This is a genomic window from Brevundimonas naejangsanensis DSM 23858 (genome assembly GCF_000421705.1).
GTDB classification, from domain to species: Bacteria; Pseudomonadota; Alphaproteobacteria; order Caulobacterales; family Caulobacteraceae; genus Brevundimonas; species Brevundimonas naejangsanensis.
Window position 1 is genome coordinate 135,296 of the sequence record NZ_ATXN01000007.1, and the last position, 18,920, is coordinate 154,215.

At 68.5% G+C, this 18,920-nt stretch carries 15 protein-coding genes; 8 read left to right on the plus strand and 7 right to left on the minus strand.

Annotation, left to right across the window (positions count from 1 at the left end; translation table 11 throughout):
• The first annotated feature begins 428 nt into the window (after positions 1 to 428).
• From dnaA to gyrB, 5 genes are all read left to right on the plus strand, one after another.
• Positions 429 to 1,847, plus strand: a complete 1,419-nt coding sequence (gene dnaA, locus H556_RS0113880) for a chromosomal replication initiator protein DnaA (protein ID WP_245559504.1) — start codon at positions 429 to 431, stop codon at positions 1,845 to 1,847.
• Positions 1,848 to 2,144: 297 nt separating this feature from the next.
• Positions 2,145 to 3,263 (plus strand): DNA polymerase III subunit beta, encoded by a 1,119-nt coding sequence (gene dnaN, locus H556_RS0113885; RefSeq protein ID WP_003166402.1) that lies wholly within the window; start codon positions 2,145 to 2,147, stop codon positions 3,261 to 3,263.
• 78 nt (positions 3,264 to 3,341) lie between these two features.
• On the plus strand, positions 3,342 to 3,623 hold the full coding sequence (locus H556_RS0113890; protein ID WP_024355022.1) for a GIY-YIG nuclease family protein: 282 nt from the start codon (positions 3,342 to 3,344) through the stop codon (positions 3,621 to 3,623).
• Between the two features lie 59 nt (positions 3,624 to 3,682).
• The gene (gene recF / locus H556_RS0113895; protein ID WP_024355023.1) at positions 3,683 to 4,825 is read left to right on the plus strand and encodes a DNA replication/repair protein RecF; all 1,143 of its coding nucleotides are present in this window, start codon (positions 3,683 to 3,685) and stop codon (positions 4,823 to 4,825) included.
• Between the two features lie 310 nt (positions 4,826 to 5,135).
• Positions 5,136 to 7,565, plus strand: coding sequence for a DNA topoisomerase (ATP-hydrolyzing) subunit B (gene gyrB / locus H556_RS0113900; protein WP_024355024.1), 2,430 nt, complete (start codon positions 5,136 to 5,138; stop codon positions 7,563 to 7,565).
• Positions 7,566 to 7,625: 60 nt separating this feature from the next.
• Here the strand turns inward: gyrB and H556_RS0113905 are convergent, their stop codons facing one another.
• The 4 genes from H556_RS0113905 to H556_RS15765 form a co-directional block, all read right to left on the minus strand.
• Positions 7,626 to 7,850 carry a hypothetical protein gene (locus tag H556_RS0113905; RefSeq protein WP_024355025.1) on the minus strand — a complete coding sequence of 75 codons (225 nt, stop codon included), beginning with the start codon at positions 7,848 to 7,850 and terminating at the stop codon, positions 7,626 to 7,628.
• Complete coding sequence (locus H556_RS15935; RefSeq protein ID WP_024355026.1) at positions 7,829 to 8,179, minus strand: hypothetical protein; 351 nt, start codon at positions 8,177 to 8,179, stop codon at positions 7,829 to 7,831. The genes H556_RS0113905 and H556_RS15935 overlap by 22 nt, the downstream gene beginning before the upstream one ends.
• A gap of 97 nt (positions 8,180 to 8,276) precedes the next feature.
• The gene (locus H556_RS0113915; RefSeq protein ID WP_024355027.1) at positions 8,277 to 9,632 is read right to left on the minus strand and encodes a diguanylate cyclase; all 1,356 of its coding nucleotides are present in this window, start codon (positions 9,630 to 9,632) and stop codon (positions 8,277 to 8,279) included.
• Between the two features lie 98 nt (positions 9,633 to 9,730).
• Positions 9,731 to 10,171: a hypothetical protein gene (locus tag H556_RS15765; protein ID WP_024355028.1), complete on the minus strand. Its 441-nt coding sequence runs from the start codon at positions 10,169 to 10,171 to the stop codon at positions 9,731 to 9,733.
• A 111-nt stretch (positions 10,172 to 10,282) separates the two neighbouring features.
• Between H556_RS15765 and H556_RS0113925 the strand changes: the two genes are divergently transcribed.
• Positions 10,283 to 11,206, plus strand: coding sequence for an alpha/beta fold hydrolase (locus tag H556_RS0113925; protein ID WP_024355029.1), 924 nt, complete (start codon positions 10,283 to 10,285; stop codon positions 11,204 to 11,206).
• Positions 11,207 to 11,210: 4 nt separating this feature from the next.
• Here H556_RS0113925 and H556_RS0113930 read toward each other — a convergent pair whose 3' ends face one another.
• Positions 11,211 to 12,710, minus strand: coding sequence for a S41 family peptidase (locus H556_RS0113930; protein WP_029673673.1), 1,500 nt, complete (start codon positions 12,708 to 12,710; stop codon positions 11,211 to 11,213).
• Positions 12,711 to 12,791: 81 nt separating this feature from the next.
• Positions 12,792 to 14,660, minus strand: a complete 1,869-nt coding sequence (recQ, locus tag H556_RS0113935; RefSeq protein WP_024355031.1) for a DNA helicase RecQ — start codon at positions 14,658 to 14,660, stop codon at positions 12,792 to 12,794.
• A 130-nt stretch (positions 14,661 to 14,790) separates the two neighbouring features.
• Here recQ and H556_RS0113940 point away from each other — a divergent pair, with 130 nt between their 5' ends.
• A complete protein-coding gene (locus H556_RS0113940) occupies positions 14,791 to 16,839 on the plus strand; it encodes an OPT family oligopeptide transporter (RefSeq protein WP_024355032.1) in 2,049 nt (682 codons plus the stop codon).
• Between the two features lie 6 nt (positions 16,840 to 16,845).
• Here the strand turns inward: H556_RS0113940 and H556_RS0113945 are convergent, their stop codons facing one another.
• Positions 16,846 to 17,733: a LysR family transcriptional regulator gene (locus H556_RS0113945; RefSeq protein ID WP_024355033.1), complete on the minus strand. Its 888-nt coding sequence runs from the start codon at positions 17,731 to 17,733 to the stop codon at positions 16,846 to 16,848.
• 81 nt (positions 17,734 to 17,814) lie between these two features.
• Here H556_RS0113945 and H556_RS0113950 point away from each other — a divergent pair, with 81 nt between their 5' ends.
• Positions 17,815 to 18,861, plus strand: coding sequence for a YeiH family protein (locus H556_RS0113950; RefSeq protein ID WP_024355034.1), 1,047 nt, complete (start codon positions 17,815 to 17,817; stop codon positions 18,859 to 18,861).
• The last annotated feature ends 59 nt before the right edge of the window (positions 18,862 to 18,920 follow it).

Consider the following 18,920-nt stretch of genomic DNA (forward strand, 5'->3'; position numbering starts at 1 on the left):
GTAAAAGAATGTAAGAATTTCAACGGCGAGGAAGCGCAAGCTCCCTCGCCGTCTTGCTGTCCGCCTCTAAGTCATGCTTGCCGATTCCAGTTATTGATTGAGGCGAAATCGCCATTTTCCTAAGCCCTGCCGGGGTTTGCTGGAGTCAATCAATTTAAGTGCGAATCTCGACTCGAATCAGCGTTGATCTCCGCCGTTCCGGGGGTAAGTTGAGGGGGTAACGCACTTCCGTCCTTTCTGGATGAAGACGAGGGAAATCAATGATTTCCCCCGGCGCGAGATGTCTGTCTGTGAGTACGACCCCGCTTGCGAAGCCCGGCTTCGCGAGACGAGAGAAGTCGTCCCCGGACCTCGTCTCGAAGGGCGTTCGTCGGTGATAACTCTTGTGGCGGGTGTTCTTCATGATCGGGGGCGTGGCGATGGCGGGTATGACGGATCCCAACCGTATCTGGACTGAGGCGGCGGACCGCCTGAAGGCTGAGATCGGCGACGGACCCTTCAGCAGCTATATCGCGCCTTCGGCGGTGCGCGTGGACTCTCAGGGCAATCTGATCCTGGTAACCCCGACCGCCTATGCGCGCGACTGGGTGCGCAAGAACGCCCTGCGTCGGATGAACGAGCTGTGGCTGGGCCTGGACGGCCTGTCGCGCCGTCTGGAGGTCCGCTGCCGCGCCGAGATGGGCTCCGTGCCCCCGGCCTCGGCCTCGCGTGAAGCCCCGCGCCTGTCCTCGATCAGCGCCGCGCCTGCGGCCGCCCCGACCGCCCCAGCCTTCGCCCCGGCCACCGACGGCGCCCGCGCCGTGCGCGCTGCGGGCCTGCAGGAGCGCCTGACCTTCGACAGCTTCGTCGAGGGCCACGGCAACGCCTTCGCCCTGGCCATCGCCAAACAGGTGGCGTCCTGGGCCGACGGCCACTTCAACCCCGTCTTCTTCTGCGGCCCCTACGGCTACGGCAAGACCCACCTGCTGAACGCCATCGCCTGGGAGGCGCAGCGCCTGCGCCCGGACGCCAAGGTGGTCTATCTGACCGCCGAACGCTTCCTGTCGACCTTCGTGCGCGCCATGCAGGACCGCTCGACCGCCGCCTTCAAGGAAAGCCTGCGCTCAGCCGACATGCTGCTGCTGGACGACGTCCAGTTCGTGGGCGGCAAGACGAGCACCCAGGAAGAACTGCTGAACACCCTCACAGCCCTGATCGAGGACGGCAAACGCATCGTCCTGTCGGCCGACCGCGCGCCTGTAGCCCTGACCGATGTCGAGCCGCGCCTGCGCAGCCACCTGGCCGCGGGCCTGACCTGCCCGGTCGAGGCGGCGGATCGCGATCTGAAGGTCGCCGTCGCCCAGTCGCGTCTGAACGCCCTGGCCAAGCTGGGCGTCGTCACCGGCGAGGCCCGTCCCGAGGTGCTGGAACATCTGGTGGACCGCACCCCCGGCTCGATGCGCGAGCTGGAAGGCGCCGTGAACACCCTGGCCGCCGTGGCCGGAAGCCGCCTGTCGACCCTGACCGTCGACGAAGTCCAGACCCTGCTGGGCGCCGCCCTGCGCACCGGCCCTGAGCGCCGCATCACCGTGGACGAGATCCAGAAGACGGTGGCCGAGCACTTCAACCTGAAACAGGCCGACCTGCTGAGCGAGCGCCGCACCCGCGCCATCGCCCGCCCGCGTCAGATCGCCATGTATCTGTGCAAGCAACATACGACCCGCTCCTACCCCGACATCGGCCGCCGCTTCGGCGGGCGCGACCACACCACCGTCCTGCACGGGGTCCGCAAGATCGAGGAGCTGATGCCCAAGGACGACCAGATCGCCCGCGACGTCGAGGCCCTGACGCGCAAACTGCGCGGGTAAGCCGAGCGACCAAACCCTTTCCTTCGTCATCCTCCGGCTTGACCGGAGGACCCAGCGGCGCCGAAGGCGATCTTGGCCGCAAGCGTTGTGCGCGCGTCTTTCGCGCTGACGCGCGCCGCTGGGTTCCCCAGTCTGCGCCGCTCCGCGGCTTGCCGGAGAATGACGGAAAGAGAATCCACCCTGTGGAAATCGGGGGCAAGCGCCTCTGCCCGTTGCCCCTTTCGCTCAATGCGCTAGTGTTCCCGCCCATATTTACGGCGGCGCTGCTTCGACAGGGCCGCGACCGGGCGAGACCATATGCAGCTGACCATCGAACGTTCCGCGCTTCTTCGGGCCCTGGGGCACGTCCAGAGCGTGGTCGAGCGTCGCAACACCATTCCAATCCTGTCCAACGTGCTGCTGAGCGCCGGGCGCGACCGCCTGTCGTTCGCCGCCACCGACCTGGACATGGAGATGGTCGACGAGGCCGAGGCCCAGGTGAACGTCGAGGGCCAGATCACGGCCCCGGCCCACACCCTGTATGAAATCGTGCGCAAGCTGCCGGACGGGGCCGAGGTGTCGCTGACCTATTCGGGCGACGATCCGCGTCTGGTGGTGGCGGCGGGCCGTTCGCGCTTCAACCTGCCGGTGCTGCCGGCGGGCGACTTCCCGGTCATGTCGACCGAGGCGTCGGGCGCGCGCTACACCCTGCCCAAGGAAGACCTGGCGCGCCTGATCGACAAGACGCGCTTCGCCGTCTCGACCGAAGAGACGCGCTACTATCTGAACGGCCTTTATCTGCACACCGTGGCCGACGGCGGCATTCCGCTGCTGCGCGCCGTGGCCACCGACGGTCACCGCCTGGCCCTGGCCGAAACCCCGGCGCCGGAAGGCGCGGCGGGCGGCCCCGGCGTCATCGTGCCGCGCAAGACGGTGGATCAGGTCCGCCGCCTGCTGGACGACGGCGCCGGCCCGGTCGAGGTCCAGGTCTCGGCCCAGAAGATCCGCTTCGAGTTCGGCGAGGCCAGCCTGACCTCCAAGGTCATCGACGGCGCCTTCCCCGACTATCTGCGCGTCATTCCCAAGGGCAACGACAAACAGGCCGACATCGACAACAGCCTGTTCGCCAAGGCCGTGGACCGCGTCGCCACCATCTCGGCCGAGAAGAGCCGCTCGGTGAAGCTGGCCTTCGACAACGACCGGGTGAAGCTGACCGTCCGCAACATGGAGGCCGGTCAGGCCGAGGAAGAAGTCGAGATCGGCTATTCCGACGAGCCGTTCGAAATCGGCTTCAACGCCCGCTACCTGCTGGACGTCGCCGGCCAGATCACCGGCGAGACCGCCCACTTCAAGTTCGCCGATCCGGCCAGCCCGACGCTGGTCCTCGACCCGGCCGACGTGGGCGTCCAGTACGTGCTGATGCCGCTGCGGGTGTAGGGCTAGCCGGTGCTGCCCCCTCTTCCGCTCATCCCGGCGGACGCCGGGACCCAGTGAGAACCGGGGACGGTCGGCCGGATGTTCTACGTCTACATTCTGGCCAGTCGCCGCAACGGCACGCTCTATACCGGCTCTACGGATGACTTGCTGAAACGGGTCGCCGAGCATCGCGAGAAGCTGCGCGACGGGTTCACCGCCCGCTACGCTGTCTCTCGTTTGGTTTGGTATGAGGCTCATAACAGTCGAGAGACCGCCTTTCTTCGCGAGCGACGCATCAAGGAATGGCGGCGCGAGTGGAAGCTGGACCTGATCGAGCGTATGAACCCTGAATGGGCTGATCTGTTCGAGACGCTCCTTTGAACCGCGCCGCTTGCGGCCAAAGCACTGGGTCCCGGCGTCCGCCGGGATGAGCGGATAGATTGAGCCTCACCTCCCTCGCCCTCACCGACTTCCGCTCTTACGCGGGCGCGACCCTGCCGGTTTCCGGCGGGACGGTGGTGCTGCACGGGCCGAACGGGGCGGGCAAGACCAATCTGCTGGAAGCCATCAGCCTGCTGACCCCCGGCAAGGGGCTGCGCGGGGCGACGGCAGCGGAGATGGGGCGGCGCGAACCGGGCGAGGCGGTCGGGCGGCCCTGGGCGGTGGCGGCGACGCTGCAGGCAGCCGACGGCGACGAAGTGCGTCTGGGCACCGGCGTCCAGACGATGGGCCCTTCGGCGCGACGCATCGTGCGTATCGACGGCGAGACAGCGCCGCCGGGGCGGCTGCTGGATCATCTGCGCCCCGTCTGGGCCACGCCGGAGCAAGATCGGCTGTTCTCGGATGCGCGGGTCGAGCGGCTGCGTTTCTTCGACCGGCTGGTTTTCGCCGCCCATCCTGATCATGCCGCTGTCGTCTCGACCTATGAAAAGGCCCTGCGCGAGCGGCTGCGCCTGCTGACCGACGAGACACGCCCGGCCGATCCCCTGTGGCTGGACGCGCTGGAGGCCCGGCTGGCCGAAAGCGGCGCCCGCGCCGCCGTGGCGCGCGCCTCTGCCCTGCAAGAGCTTCAGGCCGGGATCGACGCCCGCGCCGACCGCCCTTTTCCTCAGGCCGATCTGGGGCTGGCCGGTCCGGCCGAAGAGATGGCTGCGGCGGGCGCGGACGAGGCCGACATCATCGAGGCGCTGGGCGAAGGCCTGATGCGCGCCCGCGTCCGCGACGCCGCCGCCGGACGCAGCCTGTTCGGCCCGCACCGCTCGGACCTCACCGCCCTGCACCGCGAGAAGAACCGGCCCGCCGCCGAAGGCTCGTCGGGCGAGCAGAAGGCCCTGGTGCTGAACCTGATCCTGGCCCAGGTGACGCGCCTGGCCCATCCTGAATCCGGGCGCCCCGCCCAACCGATCCTCCTGCTGGACGAGGCCCCCGCCCATCTGGACGAAACCCGCCGCGCCGCCCTGTTCGACGAGATCGAGGCGCTGAAGCTTCAGGCCTTCATGACCGGGACGGAGCGCCCGCTGTTCGCGGCGCTGGAAGGCCGTGCGCAGTTCGTGGCGGTGGAAGGCGGCGGGCTGTCAAGCTGAAGGCCAGCGCTCGACCTTCTCCCTCCCCTTCATGGGGAGGGTGGCTGAGCCTGCAAGGCGAAGCCGGGTGGGGGCGGCAAGGCTATTCAAGCGGCGAGACCAGGATCGCCAAAGCCCTCCCCACCCGGTCTCCGCTCCGCGTCGACCACCCTCCCCATGAAGGGGAGGGAGAAGGGCTTAAAGGCTCGCTTTTCCCGTCAAATTTCCTATATATCGGAGACTTCGGGACGTGCTGATTTGCACGCCTGAGACGGGCGGCCTGCGTGTCGCCTCTTCCCTGTCCGCCTGCGGACCCTGAGCCGACGTTTTCATGACCGAACAGACTGCTCCCTCGCCCGAGTACGGCGCCGATTCCATCAAGGTTCTCAAAGGCCTGGACGCGGTGCGTAAGCGCCCCGGCATGTATATCGGCGACACGGACGACGGCTCGGGCCTGCACCACATGGTCTATGAGGTGGTGGACAACGCCATCGACGAGGCCCTTGCCGGGCACGCCGATCTGGTCACCGTCACCCTGAACGAGGACGGCTCGGTCACCGTGACCGACAACGGGCGCGGCATTCCGGTGGCCACCCACACCGAGGAAGGCATTTCGGCGGCCGAAGTCATCATGACCCAGCTGCACGCCGGCGGTAAGTTCGACCAGAACTCCTACAAGGTGTCCGGCGGCCTGCACGGCGTGGGCGTCTCGGTGGTCAACGCCTTGTCGGACTGGCTGGAGCTGGTCATCTATCGCGAGGGCAAGAAGCACAGCGTGCGCTTCGAGCGCGGCGACACCGTGCGGTCGCTGGCCGTCATCGGCGACGCGCCGATGCGCGAGGACAAGGGCCGTCTGCTGACCGGCACCGAGGTCACCTTCTACCCGTCGATCGACACCTTCAGCCACATTGACTTCGACCTGAAGACGCTGGAGCACCGCCTGCGCGAAATGGCCTTCCTGAACTCAGGCGTGGTCATCAAGCTGAGCGACAATCGCGGGCCCGAGCCGGTCGAGATCCTGCTGCACTATGAAGGCGGCGTCGAAGCCTTCGTGCGCCACCTCGACAAGTCCAAGACGCCGATCCTGAAGGACGTCATCGTCATCCGCGGCCAGAAGGACGGCATCGAGCTGGACCTGGCCCTGTGGTGGAACGACTCCTACCACGAGACGATGTTGTGCTTCACCAACAACATCAACCAGCGCGACGGCGGCACCCACCTGTCGGCCTTCCGCGCCAGCCTGACCCGCGTCATGGGCGCCTATATCGAAAGCTCGGGGCTGGCCAAGAAGGAGAAGGTCTCCGTCTCGGGCGAGGATGCGCGCGAGGGCCTGACCTGCGTCCTGTCGGTCAAGGTGCCCGACCCGAAATTCTCCAGCCAGACCAAGGACAAGCTGGTCTCGTCCGAGGTGCGCCCGGCCGTTGAAAGCCTGTGCTCCGAGGGTCTGTCGACCTGGTTCGAGGAACACCCGGTCGAGGCCAAGCTGGTCGTCTCCAAGATCATCGAGGCCGCTTCCGCCCGTGAAGCCGCCCGCAAGGCGCGCGACCTGACCCGCCGCAAGTCGGCGCTGGAGATCTCCTCCCTGCCCGGCAAGCTGGCCGACTGTCAGGAACGCGATCCGGCCAAGTCCGAACTGTTCATCGTCGAGGGCGACTCGGCCGGCGGCTCGGCCAAGCAGGCGCGCAACCGCGAGAACCAGGCCGTCCTGCCCCTGCGCGGCAAGATCCTGAACGTCGAGCGCGCCCGCTTCGACCGGATGCTGTCGTCCGACACCATCGGCACCCTGATCCTGGCGCTGGGCACGGGCATCGGCCGCGACGATTTCGACGCCGACAAGCTGCGCTATCACAAGATCATCCTGATGGCCGACGCCGACGTCGACGGCGCCCACATCCGCACCCTGCTGCTGACCTTCTTCTATCGTCAGATGCCGGAGCTGATCGAACGCGGCCATGTCTACATCGCCCAGCCGCCGCTCTATAAGGTCTCCAAGGGCAAGCAGCACCGCTACATCAAGGATCAGGCCGAGATGGACGCCTATCTGATCGAGGAAGGCAGCGCCGAGGCGACGCTGGAGCTGGCCTCGGGCGAGGTGCGCGCCAGCATGGACCTGCAGGAACTGGTTCGCGAGGCCAAGGCGTTCAAGGCCCTGGTCGACCGTCTGGCCAGCCGCGCCCCCGCCTTCGCCATCGAACAGGGCGCGTTGGCGGGCCTGTTCGACGAGAGCACAGGCGAACTGTCCGACCGCGCCGTGCGCGCGGCTGAGCGGCTGAACCTCTACGCCGAAGAGGGCGACGGTCCGTGGAGCGGCGAACTGGCCGCCCAGGGCGGCGTGGCCTTCACCCGCGTGCGCCGCGCCGTCAGCGAGACCATCGTGCTGGACGAGGTGCTGGGCCGTTCGCTGGACGCCCGCCGTCTGGCCGAGCGCGCCGCCGCCTTCGACGGCCTGTTCGCCACGCCGGCCGTCTATCGCCGCAAGGATAAGACCACGACCATCCGCGGCCCGCTGGACCTGCTGGCGGCCGTTCTGGACGCGGGCAAGAAGGGCATCGCCATCCAGCGCTACAAGGGTCTGGGCGAGATGAACCCGGAACAGCTGTGGGAGACGACGCTGGACGCCAACGCCCGCACCCTGCTTCAGGTCAAGGTCGAGCATGGCGACGACGCCGACGACCTGTTCGCCAAGTTGATGGGCGATGTGGTCGAGCCCCGCCGCGAGTTCATTCAGGAAAACGCCCTCGACGCCGCCGTCGACGCCTGACGGCTGGAGCGAAATCGGTTCACATGCGATCGGATGTCACCCCAGCTCCGAAACAATCGCCTAGAGCATCACCATGACCGTGTGCGCGAGCAGGACGATCAGTCCCGCTCGCTGCACCGCCGCGCCCGGCCAGATCAGCATGGGGATGATGCAGGCGAAACGGACGCCCTGATAGATCAGCATCATCGGGATAACCGGCGCGACCGGCTCGTTCAGCTTCAGAATATAGGCGACATTGACGATGGTGCTGGCGAGCACCGGGATCAGCAGGGCGCCGACGAGCACCGTGCGGTGCTGGACGTAATAGGTCTCCAGCGACGCGACTTCATCATAGCGGGGCCGGATGACTGGCTGATGAAGATGTACGGCAGGGCCATCGCCAGACAGACCAAAAGCTCCCCCGCCCCCAGCCTCATGTCGGCCTGGGCGCGGAACAGAGACAACCACTGCTGACAGGCCGCTGTCAGCACGACGGCGCCCAGAAGAGGGACCGTCCACCCGATCATCACCCGGCCGCGCGCCTTGTACATTTCGGCGAAGGCCGTCGCGACATTGGCCACCGCCAGCCCGAGCAGAAGGGCGTAAAAGGCGAAGAGCGCGTCGAATTCCTGCATAGCGTCCCCCGATCGTCGGGACGCATTAGTAACCCCGTTTTTTGAGATCGAAAGCGCTTATTCGTTCAGCCTGCCGAGGGCGCTGGGAGGGCCTCGTCTAGGCGATCTCGACCCGGTTACGGCCGTTCTGCTTGGCGCGGTACAGGGCGTCGTCGGCTTGCTTGACCAGATAGTTCTCATCCGGATGGCCGCCATGTTCGGCGGCGCCGATGGACACGGTGACGTGGAAGGGCGCCAGGCCCGACGCCGTGATGGCCTTGGCCGCCAGGGCCTGACGCATCCGTTCGGCGATGATCGCGGCCTGACGCAGACCGGTTTCAACCAGGACGATCAGGAACTCCTCGCCGCCGTAACGGAAGACGAAGTCGCTGGGCCGCACGTTCTCGGTCACGGCCTCGGCCACCTGGCGCAGCACCTCGTCGCCGATCGGGTGGCCGTGCGTATCGTTGATCCTTTTGAAATGGTCCACGTCGAGCAGCAACACCGACAACGGCGTGTGGTTGGCGTTAGCGAAACCGATCTCGCGGCTCAGGATCGACGACAGGAAGCGCCGGTTCAGGGCGCGCGTCAGCGGGTCCCGTCCGCCTTCCATCCCCGCCAGCCCCTGGAACATCTCGTTCAGCAGGAAGGCGACCTCGTCCACCGCCGCCTCCAGCGCCTCCAGCGGCCCGACCAGTTCAGACGAGGCCGCGCCCGGCGTGAAACGGGGCAACAACTCGCCGTCGATACGCTCCATAGCCGCGTTCAGACGCGCCAGATGCGGCGAGCCGTCGAACAGAAAGTCGGCCCGGTGACGGATCCACAGGCCGAAAGGCGAGGCGCTGAGCGCGCCCGCCCCCTCCACCCCGCCCGACGCCAGGATGCGGAACAGTGTCTTCTGGCTCCATTCCATCAGGCCCGCGCGCTGGCTCTCGCGCTCGAAATGGATGTCCTGGTCCAACGAGAAAAGGCGATAGGCCTCGTCCAGCCGCGCGCGATTGCTGGCACCCTTTTCATAGGACTGGCTCATCAGGCGCAGGGCGTGGTCGATGCGCTCGCCGGACAGCCGCAACAGGTCGAAGGCGGCCGGGTCGCAGACCAGGACGTCCGCCAGTCGCCCCTTCAGCACCGCCGCCCCCGCCATGACCAGATGCATCGGAATCTTGATGCGGGCGTGAACTTCGCCGATCTTGACCTGGCGCGCGACAAAGGCGGCTTCGTCGCCATCAACCTCGGGCGCGAACAGGTCGATCAGCCAGCGACGCAGAGACGGGCTCAGCCGCTCCTGCACCACCGAATGATGCAGGAAGGCGCGCGCCTCCTCATGCGCCAGCAGCGCATCGTAGAAGGCCGCCACCAGGGCCTCGGCGTGGTCCTGAACCAGTTGACGCAGGCGGCGCACCGACGCCGGATCGGCGACGCCGAACTGCGCGGCGTCCTGAGTGTCGGCAAGCGCCGGAAATGAAGGCTGCAAGATACGGCTCGATACTGTTACGCGGCGTCGCATCGACGCCCGGCCGGCCTTAACCCCAAGCGATCAGGCGGACAAGCCGACCGGGCCTCGCCTCATGGTCAGCGCGAGTCGGGGCGCCCGGCTTCGATAAAGGCGCGGATCGTCGGGAACGTCGCCGTCCCGCGCTTGTCCTCGCACACGATCTCCTTGACGTAGGAGTCCAGAGAATTGCGCACGACCGGCTCGAAATCATAGCCGTCGTCGATCCGCTCCTGCTCGGCGCCGTCCGGACCGTAGTACACCTCTTCGCCCGCCTTCGACTGATTGGCGGCGCAGCGGAAGCTGACGGTCCCGATGCTGTGCGACAGATCGGTCGGCTCGCCCTTGGCGGGGACGCGGGCCAGCCGGGCGCTGGTGACGCCGCCGGCCTGGGCTATGGAATCGACATCCACCATGAAGGCGGTGGCCGAGCTGCGTGAAATGACGTTCCAGTTCTCGGCCAGGGCGGGCGATGCAGCCAGACCCAGAACAGAGGACAGGACAATGATGGATTTCTTCATGAGAACCTCCCCAGGTCCGGTGATTTCACTCCTGATCTTCGCAAATTTCAATCCATCGCGCCAAAAGCCTGTCGCCGAGGTTTCGCCGCTATCTGACGGCAGTTTGGCGCCATGAGCCGGTTTTCCGCTGTCCTGACCGCCCTTTTCCTGAGCCTGACGACCGTGGCGGCGCCCGCTGCGGCGCGTTCGCCCGCCGTCGCGACCGTCAGCCCCGACGTCGCGCCCGCCGGTTTCCAATCCTCGCGCATCGTCGTTGAGACGCGCGGACAGGGACCGGACGTGGTGCTGATCCCCGGCCTGGCCTCGACCTCGGCGGTCTGGAGCCGCACAGCGGCCGCGCTGCAGGACCGCTACCGGGTACACCTGATCACGGTGCGCGGCTTCGGCCCGCTGGCGGCGGCCGGCAACGCCGAAGGCCGCATCGGCGGCCCGGCGGCGGCGGAGATCCTGCGTTACATCAATGAAGCGGGTCTGGATCGTCCCGCCCTGATCGGCCATTCGATGGGCGGGCAGATGGCCCTGCGCGTCGCGGCCGAGGGCGGGCCCCGCGTCGGCCGGGTCATGGTGGTGGACGCCTCGCCCTTCTTCCCGTCCCTGATCAGCCCCGGCTCGACGGTGGGCGATGTCGAGCCTCTGGCGCGGCTGGCCTATCAAGGCCTGATGCTGCTGGGCGATCAGGCCCTGCGCACTCAGGCCGCCTCTCTGGGCCTTGAATTGGGCGGCGCCGCCGACAGCCTGTTCAACGGCCTGGGCTGGCAGGGGGGCGACCGGCGCGTTCTGGCTCAGGGCCTGTACGAAGTGATGACGGTGGATCTGCGCTCTCGCCTGCCTCTGATCCAGGCCCCGGTCACCGTCGTCTATGGCTGGAGCCCCGACGCCGACAGCCCGCGCAGCCACGTCGACGGCCTGTTCCGCGACGGCTACCGCTCCCTGCCCCGCCCGGCGACCTTCGAGCGGATCGAGGGCGCCGAGCACATGGTCATGATCGACCGACCGCGTCAGTTCCAGCAGGCCGTCGACCGGTTCCTGCGCTGAGGCTTCAGTTCGGCTGAAGCCTGCGGATCGAGGCCAGCAGGCCGGCGTCGTCGCTCATGTCGCCCTCGATGACATACTGGGGCCGCTGCGGCTCGTTGTTGCCGCGCGCCCGCCCGCGATAGACCTTCATCGGCACGGCGATCTGGGCCAGGCCGCTGGGCAGGGTCGGGTTGCGGATTTCCATGTAAACGGTGTCTGCCGAGGTCTCGCGACCGACCTGGACCGCGCCCGCGGTCTTCCACAGATCGACGGCGTCAAGGCAGGCCGAGCCGCAGCTGGAATCGGTCAGGACATAGACCCGGCCCGCCATCAACTGGGGCGCGGGCGGGGGCGGGCCGGCGTCTTCCGGGGCTTCGTCGTTGGCGCTGCGCCAATAGGTCTGACCGGCAGCCTGGGCGGTCTTCATGCCGTCCACGGCGGTCTCGGCCCAGGTGATGTACTCGGGAGAGCCGTTCGAAGCGCGAAGTTGGCCGAGAAAATCCGAAATCTGGGCGATGTTGCCGTCCGAGGCGCGCCATTCGACGGCTTCGATGGCCGGCTCGGGGTGGGCGATCATCCAGTCGTCGCCCCACAGGATTTGCGCCATCAGCTGGCTCCAGTGCGACGAGCCGCCGCCGTTGCCGCGAAGGTCCAGCACCACATAGGGGGCCGCGCGCAGGGCCTCCTGCTTGGTCTTCATGTCGGCGATCAGCGCGGTCAGCTCGGCGTGGGTCTCGCTGGACGGATCGCCGTTGAACGAGGGCGTCGAGATCCACATGCCGCCGTCGTCGAAATGTTTCAGGCCGAAGTCGGGCCAGGCGCGCTGGGCCAGTTTGGCGCGGCGGGCGCCGAGGTCGTCGGGCGTGGCGCGCCAGCTGAGGGCGTAGGTCCGGGTCGCGCCGTCAGCCTCGAAGCGGCACTGACGCATCTCGCTGATCCACGGATTCTGGGCGCTGAGGAACTGCCACTCGCCGAAGAGGACGCGTTGGGCCTCCAGGAACCAGCGACCCCGGAACTGGCCGATGCGCTGCTCGGCCAGGGCCTCGGCGGCCACGCCGTCGCAGTCGATCAGTTTGGCGCCCATCGGGGGCGTAGCGGCGTCGGCTTCGTCGCGGTCTGCCACCACCTGATCGGCGCCGCGATAGACGGTCAGGAAGCCGGGCCAGCGCGTGGCGAAGCCGTAGTTCGGCTGGGTGACGTTGATGCCGACATGGCCGTCCTCGAAGCTGGCGACATAGGCCCGCAGCGCCCACCACCAGCCGCCCGCGTCGGTGGTGGTCCTGGCCCGCTCCAGCGCGACGGTCAGGCCTTCCTCCAGTCGCGGCCTGAAGGCGGGGTTGAGGGGGTCATACGTGCCGGGGTGGCTGTCGATCATGATGTCGTGCAGGCCGGTGGCGTCCTGAACCAGGGTCGCCGACCAGTCGCGCGGCTGGTCCATCGGCTTGGCCGCGTCGCTCGCTTCTTGAGCCTGAGCCGCGCTCGCCATCGCCAGACAGGCCGCGCCCGTCGCCAGAAACCGCTTCATTCCAATCTCTCTCCCGGTGTGGAGCAAGAAATGACAGGGCGGCGAGGGGCCTTCCAGTTACGCTTTGGTCATGGTCGCCGGTCAGTCAGAGGCGGCCAGCGCCTCCAGCACGCCCTTGCCATAGCGTTCCAGCTTGCCCGCGCCGACGCCGGAGATGACGGCCAACTGGTCCAGCCCGCGCGGCTCCTGCAGGGCGATCTCGACCAGAGTCTTGTCCTGGAAGATGACATAGGGCGGCACGCGCTGTTCAACGGCGCGGTCGCGGCGCCAGGCGCGCAGGGCCTCGAAGCGGGCGCGCACATCGGCGTCCAGCCCCTCGACCGCCAGATTGCGCCCGGCGTTGCGGCGCGGCTTGTCCAGCGCCAAGGCCCGGATCGGCGCCTGACGCACCTGCACCGGCCGCTCGCCGCGATAGACGGCCCTTACCGCCTGCGCCTCGCCTAATCGGATGATCGGCTTGCCGTCGTTGGGGTCCTCGACCAGCAGGCCTTCGAACAGCAGATGGTCGATCACATCGCGCCATGCGGCCAGCGACAGGTCGGCGCCGATGCCCCAGGTCGACAGCCCGGCCTCCCACGGCTGGACGTCCCTGGTCTTGCCCAGCAGGTGATCGACCACGCGCGTCCGGCCGAAGCGTTCGCCCAGACGCTGGACCGCCGCCAGCGCCTTCTGAGCCGGCACCACGGCGTCGAAGGTGGCGGGCGGGTCGCCGCAGATGTCGCAGACGCCGCACGGCTGGGCGTCCTGCTCGCCGAAATAGCGGCGCACGGCCTGGGGCCGACAGGTCGCGCCGTCCAGCATGGCGAACAGCTGGCGCACCTTGCGGGTCTGGACCTGTTTGACCTCCTCGGCCATCGGCCGCCCCTCAAGGCGACGTAGGGACCAGGCGATGTCCGACGGGCCGTAAAGGGTGATTCCCTCAGCCGGTTCGCCGTCTCGCCCCGCGCGGCCGATCTCCTGCCAATAGGCCTCCAGAGAACCGGGCGGATCGGCGTGGATGACGAAGCGCACGTCCGGCTTGTCCACCCCCATGCCGAAGGCGATGGTCGCGACCATGACGGCGCCGTCCTCGGCCAGGAAGCGCTCCAGCCGCCGGTCGCGCTCGCGGGCGTCGAATCCGGCATGATACGCGATGGCGTTGCTTCCGGCGTCTCTCAGGGCGTCGGCCACCCGCTCGCAGCCGTCACGGCTTCCGCAATAGACCACACCCGACTTGCCGCGCCGTTCGCGCACCAGTTCGATGACGGCGGCGTCGGTGCGGGCGCGCGAGCCGTTGACCTTGCGTTCGGCGGACAGCTGAAGATTGGGCCGGGCGAAGCTGTCGACGAAGACCCGCGCCTCGCCCAGCCGCAGCGAGGCCAGGATGTCGTCGCGCGTGCGGGCGTCGGCGGTCGCCGTCACCGCGATACGGGGCACGCCGGGGAAGGTCTCGGCCAGGCGGCCCAGGGTGCGATAATCGGGCCGGAAGTCATGGCCCCACTGAGACACGCAGTGCGCCTCGTCGATGGCGATCAGGCTGATCGGCAGTTCGGCCAGCCGGTCCAGCATGGCGCCGGACGCCAGCCCTTCGGGCGAGACATAGAGCAGGTCCAGCTCGCCCGCCCGAGCCGCCCGCCACACGGCCGAACGCTCGTCCATCGTCAGGCCCGAATCCAGACGCGCGGCGGCCACTCCCTGCTGTTTCAGCGCCTCGACCTGATCCGTCATCAGGGCGATCAGCGGCGACACGACCAGGCCGACGCCGGGCCGCAGGATGGCGGGCACCTGATAGCAGACGCTCTTGCCGCCGCCGGTCGGCAGCACGGCCATCACATCGCGTCCGGCCAGAACCTCCTGGATCACATCGGCCTGGAGGCCCCGAAAGTCGGCATGGCCCCAGACCCGCTCCAGCAGGCGCCGCGCCTCGTCCAGGGTCGGAAAGGCGGCGTCGGTCGGGCGAGGGTCGAACATGGCGGGCGTTGTGCCGCATTCGCCCCAAGGTGTCATCCCGTCATCGCCGCGCAGTCGCGATGCGCGGCCCCCGTTGTCACGAGACCGCTTTCGGGCTTACCTCCGCGCAACAACGGAAAAAGAGCCCCGCATGACGGACACGCCCGCCGGAACCGGCAAACGCATCGAACTGACCATCCGCGCCCTGATCCTGGGCTGTCTGCTGGCGGCGGTCTTCACGGCGGCCAACACCTATCTGGGCCTGAAGGTCGGCCTGACCTTCGCCTCGGCCATTCCGGCGGCGGTCATTTCGATGGCCCTGCTGCGGGCGTTCCGGGGCTCGACCATCTGGGAGAACATGACCGTCCAGACCGTCGCCTCGGTCGGCGGCGCCATGAGTTCGATCATCTTCGTCCTGCCGGGTCTGGTCATGATCGGCTGGTGGATGGACTTCCCGTTCTGGGAATCGGTGATGATCTGCATCCTCGGCGGCGTGCTGGGGGTGACCTTCTCCATCCCCCTGCGCCGCACCCTGGTCGTTCAGGGCGGCCTGCCCTACCCCGAAGGCGTCGCCGCCGCCGAGGTGCTCAAGGTCGGCTCGCCCGGCGCTGAACAGACCGAAGAGGCCGTGCGCGAGAACCGTTCGGGCCTGTTCGTGGTCATCGGCGGGGCGATCGCCTCGGCCTTCTTCGGCTTCCTGGCCGCCGCGCGGGTCTTCGCCGCCGAAACCGCCGCCTTCCTGCGCCTTCCTGCCGCGCTGGGCGGCGGGGCCACCGGCGTCGGCTTCTCCATGCAGTTCGCCCTTCTGGGCGCCGGTCACCTGATCGGCCTGGCCGTCGGCCTGACGCAGCTGTTCGGCCTGGTTCTGGCCTGGCTGATCTTCGTACCCATCCTGACCTCGCCAGAGTTCGCGGCCTGGGCGGCCGCCCACGGCATGCCGTCGGTCGCCGCCTCCGTCCCGGCCGACGCCGGCGCCGAGGGCCTGGCCATGACCGTCTGGGCGCAGGAGGTCCGCTTCATCGGCGCCGGGGTCATCGGCGTGGCCGCCCTGTGGACCCTGGCCAAGCTGGCCAGGCCGCTGGTGGCGGGTCTGGCCTCGGCCCTGACCGCCCAATCGCGTCGCGCCCACGGCGAGGCGCTGGAGCTGACCGAGCAAGACATCCCCATCAAGATCGTCGGCCTGTTGTCGGTCGCCGCCCTGGTCGGCATCGCCGTCCTGCTGGCGATCGTGGCCCAGGGCACGGCCCTGGCCGGTTCAGCGCCCCTGCTGGTCATCGGCGGCCTGGTCTATGTCGTGGTCATCGGCTTCGCCGTGGCGGCCATCTGCGGCTATATGGCCGGGCTGATCGGCTCATCCAACAGCCCCGTCTCCGGCGTCGGCATCCTGGCCATCATCATTGCATCGCTGCTGATGCTGGGCGTCCTCGCCGTGGCGGGCGTGCCCGCTGATCCATCCGTGATCGCCTTCGCCCTGATCGTCACCGCCATCGTCTTCGCCGTGGCCGTCATCGCCAACGACAATCTGCAGGACCTGAAGACCGGCCAACTGGTCGAGGCAACCCCCTGGCGTCAGCAGACCGCCCTGCTGGTCGGCGTCGTCGCCGGCGCCCTGGTCATCCCCTTCGTGCTGGACATGATGAACCAGGCCTTTGGCTTCGAAGGCGGCCCGCCCGCCATCGTGCAAGGATCACAGACCCTAGCGGCGCCTCAGGCCACCCTGATCTCGGCCCTGGCCAAGGGGGTCATCTCGGGCGACCTGCGCTGGGACCTGATCGGCATCGGCGCCGTGGTCGGCGTTCTGGTCATCATCCTCGACGTCGTCCTGCGCCGCACGACCAACGACAAGATCAAGCTGCCGCCGCTGGCTGCGGGCATCGGCGTCTATCTGCCTGCGGCCGTCACCACCATGCTGGTCATCGGCGCGGTCTGCGGCTGGCTGTACGACCGGGCGGTCCGGTCGACCCGTTATGCCGATGTGGCCCGCCGCATGGGCGTGCTGCTGGCGTCCGGCCTGATCGTGGGCGAGAGCCTGTTCGGCGTCTTCACCGCCGCCGTGATCGTCAGCGCCAAGAACGAAGCGCCCTTCGCCCTGCTTCCGGCCGACAGCGGCTGGCCGGCCATGTGGGCGGGGCTGATCGCCTTCGTGGTTCTGACCTACGCCCTGTACGCCTGGGTGCGCCGCCGCGCCGCCAAGGTCTAAGCCGAACTAGAGGGCGGCGGCGAACGCCTCCGCCGCCCGACTGGCGCCGCGCTCGCGGTGTCGCAATCGATAGAAGGGCCGCTCGGGCAGGTCGAGCGGCAGACGGACCAGCCGCCCCGCCTCGATCAGGGGCCGGGCGGCCAGTTCAGAGATGGCGGTGACAAGGCCGCCCCCTGCGCCGCCGCCGGCCGCCACCGCCGTCAGGATGGCTTCATTGGACGGCAGCACCAGCGCTGTCTTCAGGTCGAACGCGGCGATACCGCGCGGCAGGGCCGCCTCGAACTCGCTGCGGGTGCCCGAGCCCGGCTCGCGCAGGGCCCAGTCCAGCGCTTTCAGGTCCGCCGCCCTCAGCGCCGCCTCGCGTCCGGCCAGCGGATGATCCGGCGCCGCCACCACGATCAGCCGATCGGCGCCGATACGAATCCGCTCCAGACGCGGCGCATCCTCGGCGCCCTCGATCAGACCCAGTTCCGCCTCGCCCGCCAGCACGGCCTCGACGACCCGATGGGTGTTGCCGATCGACAGATGCAGCTCCACGCCCGGATGGCTCTGGGCGAAGGCGGCCATGCGCGGCGGCAGCCAATAGGCGGCGATGGTCTGGCTGGCGAACAGCCGCACCGAGCCGCGCTTCAGCCCAGCCAGCTCGTCCAGAAGCCGCTCGGCCGCCTCGGCCCGCGCCAGCACCGCCCTGGCTTCCGGCAGAAAGGCCGTCCCCGCCGCATTCAGCGCCAGCCCCCGCCCGACCCGGTCGAACAGCCGCGTTCCGTGCCGCGTCTCCAGCGCCTGAACCGCCGCGCTGACCGCCGACTGGGTCAGATGCAACGCCTCGGCCGCCCGCGTCATATGCAGGCGCTCGGCCACGGCGACGAAGATGCGGAGTTGTTCCAGCGTCATGCGTAATTGATGAAATATATTGATCGTTAAGTCCATAACTACGCGTTGGATTGATCAGATGACAGCGCCGATACGGCGGTCATGACCGTTGCCCTCGACCCCGCCGCCCCCTCTCGCCGCCTGATCGGCCCTCTGCGGCTGCTGCCTGGCGTGGCCCTGTCCGCCGCCATCGGCGCCGTCGCCTTCGGCCTTCAGTTGTTCGAGGCGCGCCTGTTCGGGCAGGCGTGGATCGAGGGGCTGGTGCTGGCCATCCTGATCGGCGCCGCCCTGCGTCTGGTCTGGACGCCGTCTTCGCTGTGGTCGCCGGGCGTCAGCTTCAGCGCCAAGACCCTGCTGGAGGTGGCCGTGGCCCTGCTGGGCGCCACCGTCTCGGGCGCTGCCGTCGCGGCGTTGGGGCCGTGGCTGCTGCTGGCCATCGTCGGCGTCGTCGCCCTGGCCATCCTCGGCGGCTACGCCCTGGGCCGGGCCTTCGGCCTGCCGCACGCGATGGCCCTGCTGGTCGCCTGCGGCAACGCCATCTGCGGCAACTCCGCCATCGCCGCCGTCGCCCCCGTCATTGAGGCCGAGGGACAGGATGTCGCCGCCGCCATCGGCTTCACCGCCGTTCTGGGCATCGCCGTCGTGCTTCTGGTCCCCGTGGTCGGCGCCCTGATGGGCTATGACGCCACGCGCGTCGGGGTGCTGGCGGGCCTGACCGTCTACGCCGTGCCGCAGGTGCTGGCCGCCGCCACCCCCGCCGGTCTGGCCGCCGTGCAGACGGGCGCCGTGGTCAAGCTGGTGCGCGTGCTGATGCTGGGGCCCGTCTGTCTGGTGCTGGGCCTGATGCGATCAAAACAGGCCGCAGGCGGACGCGGGCCCAGGCTGCACCAGATGGCGCCCTGGTTCATCCTGGTCTTCCTGGCCCTGATGGCCGCCCGCTCGCTGGGCTGGCTGCCGGAAGCGATCCTGCCGCCGCTGCAGGTTTCGGTTTCGGCCCTGACGCTGATCGCCATGGCGGCGCTGGGGCTGATGGTCGATCCGCGCGCCGTGGTCCGGGCCGGACCGCGCGTCGCCGCCGTCGCCGCCCTGTCCGCCCTGCTGATCGGCGTCCTGGCCCTGGGCGTGATCGCCTTCCTTCCGCTGGGTTGATCGGCAGGACGCGCACCGGACTGGCGTTTTGGCCCGCATCCCTGTAAGAGGCGCCCCGA

Bases quoted from the DNA above. Each gene is read 5' to 3' on its own strand.
- dnaA (WP_245559504.1), top strand. From the start codon at position 429: ATGACGGATCCCAACCGTATCTGGACTGAGGCGGCGGACCGCCTGAAG.
- dnaN (WP_003166402.1), top strand. From the start codon at position 2,145: ATGCAGCTGACCATCGAACGTTCCGCGCTTCTTCGGGCCCTGGGGCAC.
- H556_RS0113890 (WP_024355022.1), top strand. From the start codon at position 3,342: ATGTTCTACGTCTACATTCTGGCCAGTCGCCGCAACGGCACGCTCTAT.
- gyrB (WP_024355024.1), top strand. From the start codon at position 5,136: ATGACCGAACAGACTGCTCCCTCGCCCGAGTACGGCGCCGATTCCATC.
- H556_RS15935 (WP_024355026.1), bottom strand. From the start codon at position 8,179: ATGCAGGAATTCGACGCGCTCTTCGCCTTTTACGCCCTTCTGCTCGGG.
- H556_RS15765 (WP_024355028.1), bottom strand. From the start codon at position 10,171: ATGAAGAAATCCATCATTGTCCTGTCCTCTGTTCTGGGTCTGGCTGCA.
- H556_RS0113925 (WP_024355029.1), top strand. From the start codon at position 10,283: ATGAGCCGGTTTTCCGCTGTCCTGACCGCCCTTTTCCTGAGCCTGACG.
- H556_RS0113930 (WP_029673673.1), bottom strand. From the start codon at position 12,710: ATGAAGCGGTTTCTGGCGACGGGCGCGGCCTGTCTGGCGATGGCGAGC.
- recQ (WP_024355031.1), bottom strand. From the start codon at position 14,660: ATGTTCGACCCTCGCCCGACCGACGCCGCCTTTCCGACCCTGGACGAG.
- H556_RS0113940 (WP_024355032.1), top strand. From the start codon at position 14,791: ATGACGGACACGCCCGCCGGAACCGGCAAACGCATCGAACTGACCATC.
- H556_RS0113945 (WP_024355033.1), bottom strand. From the start codon at position 17,733: ATGACGCTGGAACAACTCCGCATCTTCGTCGCCGTGGCCGAGCGCCTG.
- H556_RS0113950 (WP_024355034.1), top strand. From the start codon at position 17,815: ATGACCGTTGCCCTCGACCCCGCCGCCCCCTCTCGCCGCCTGATCGGC.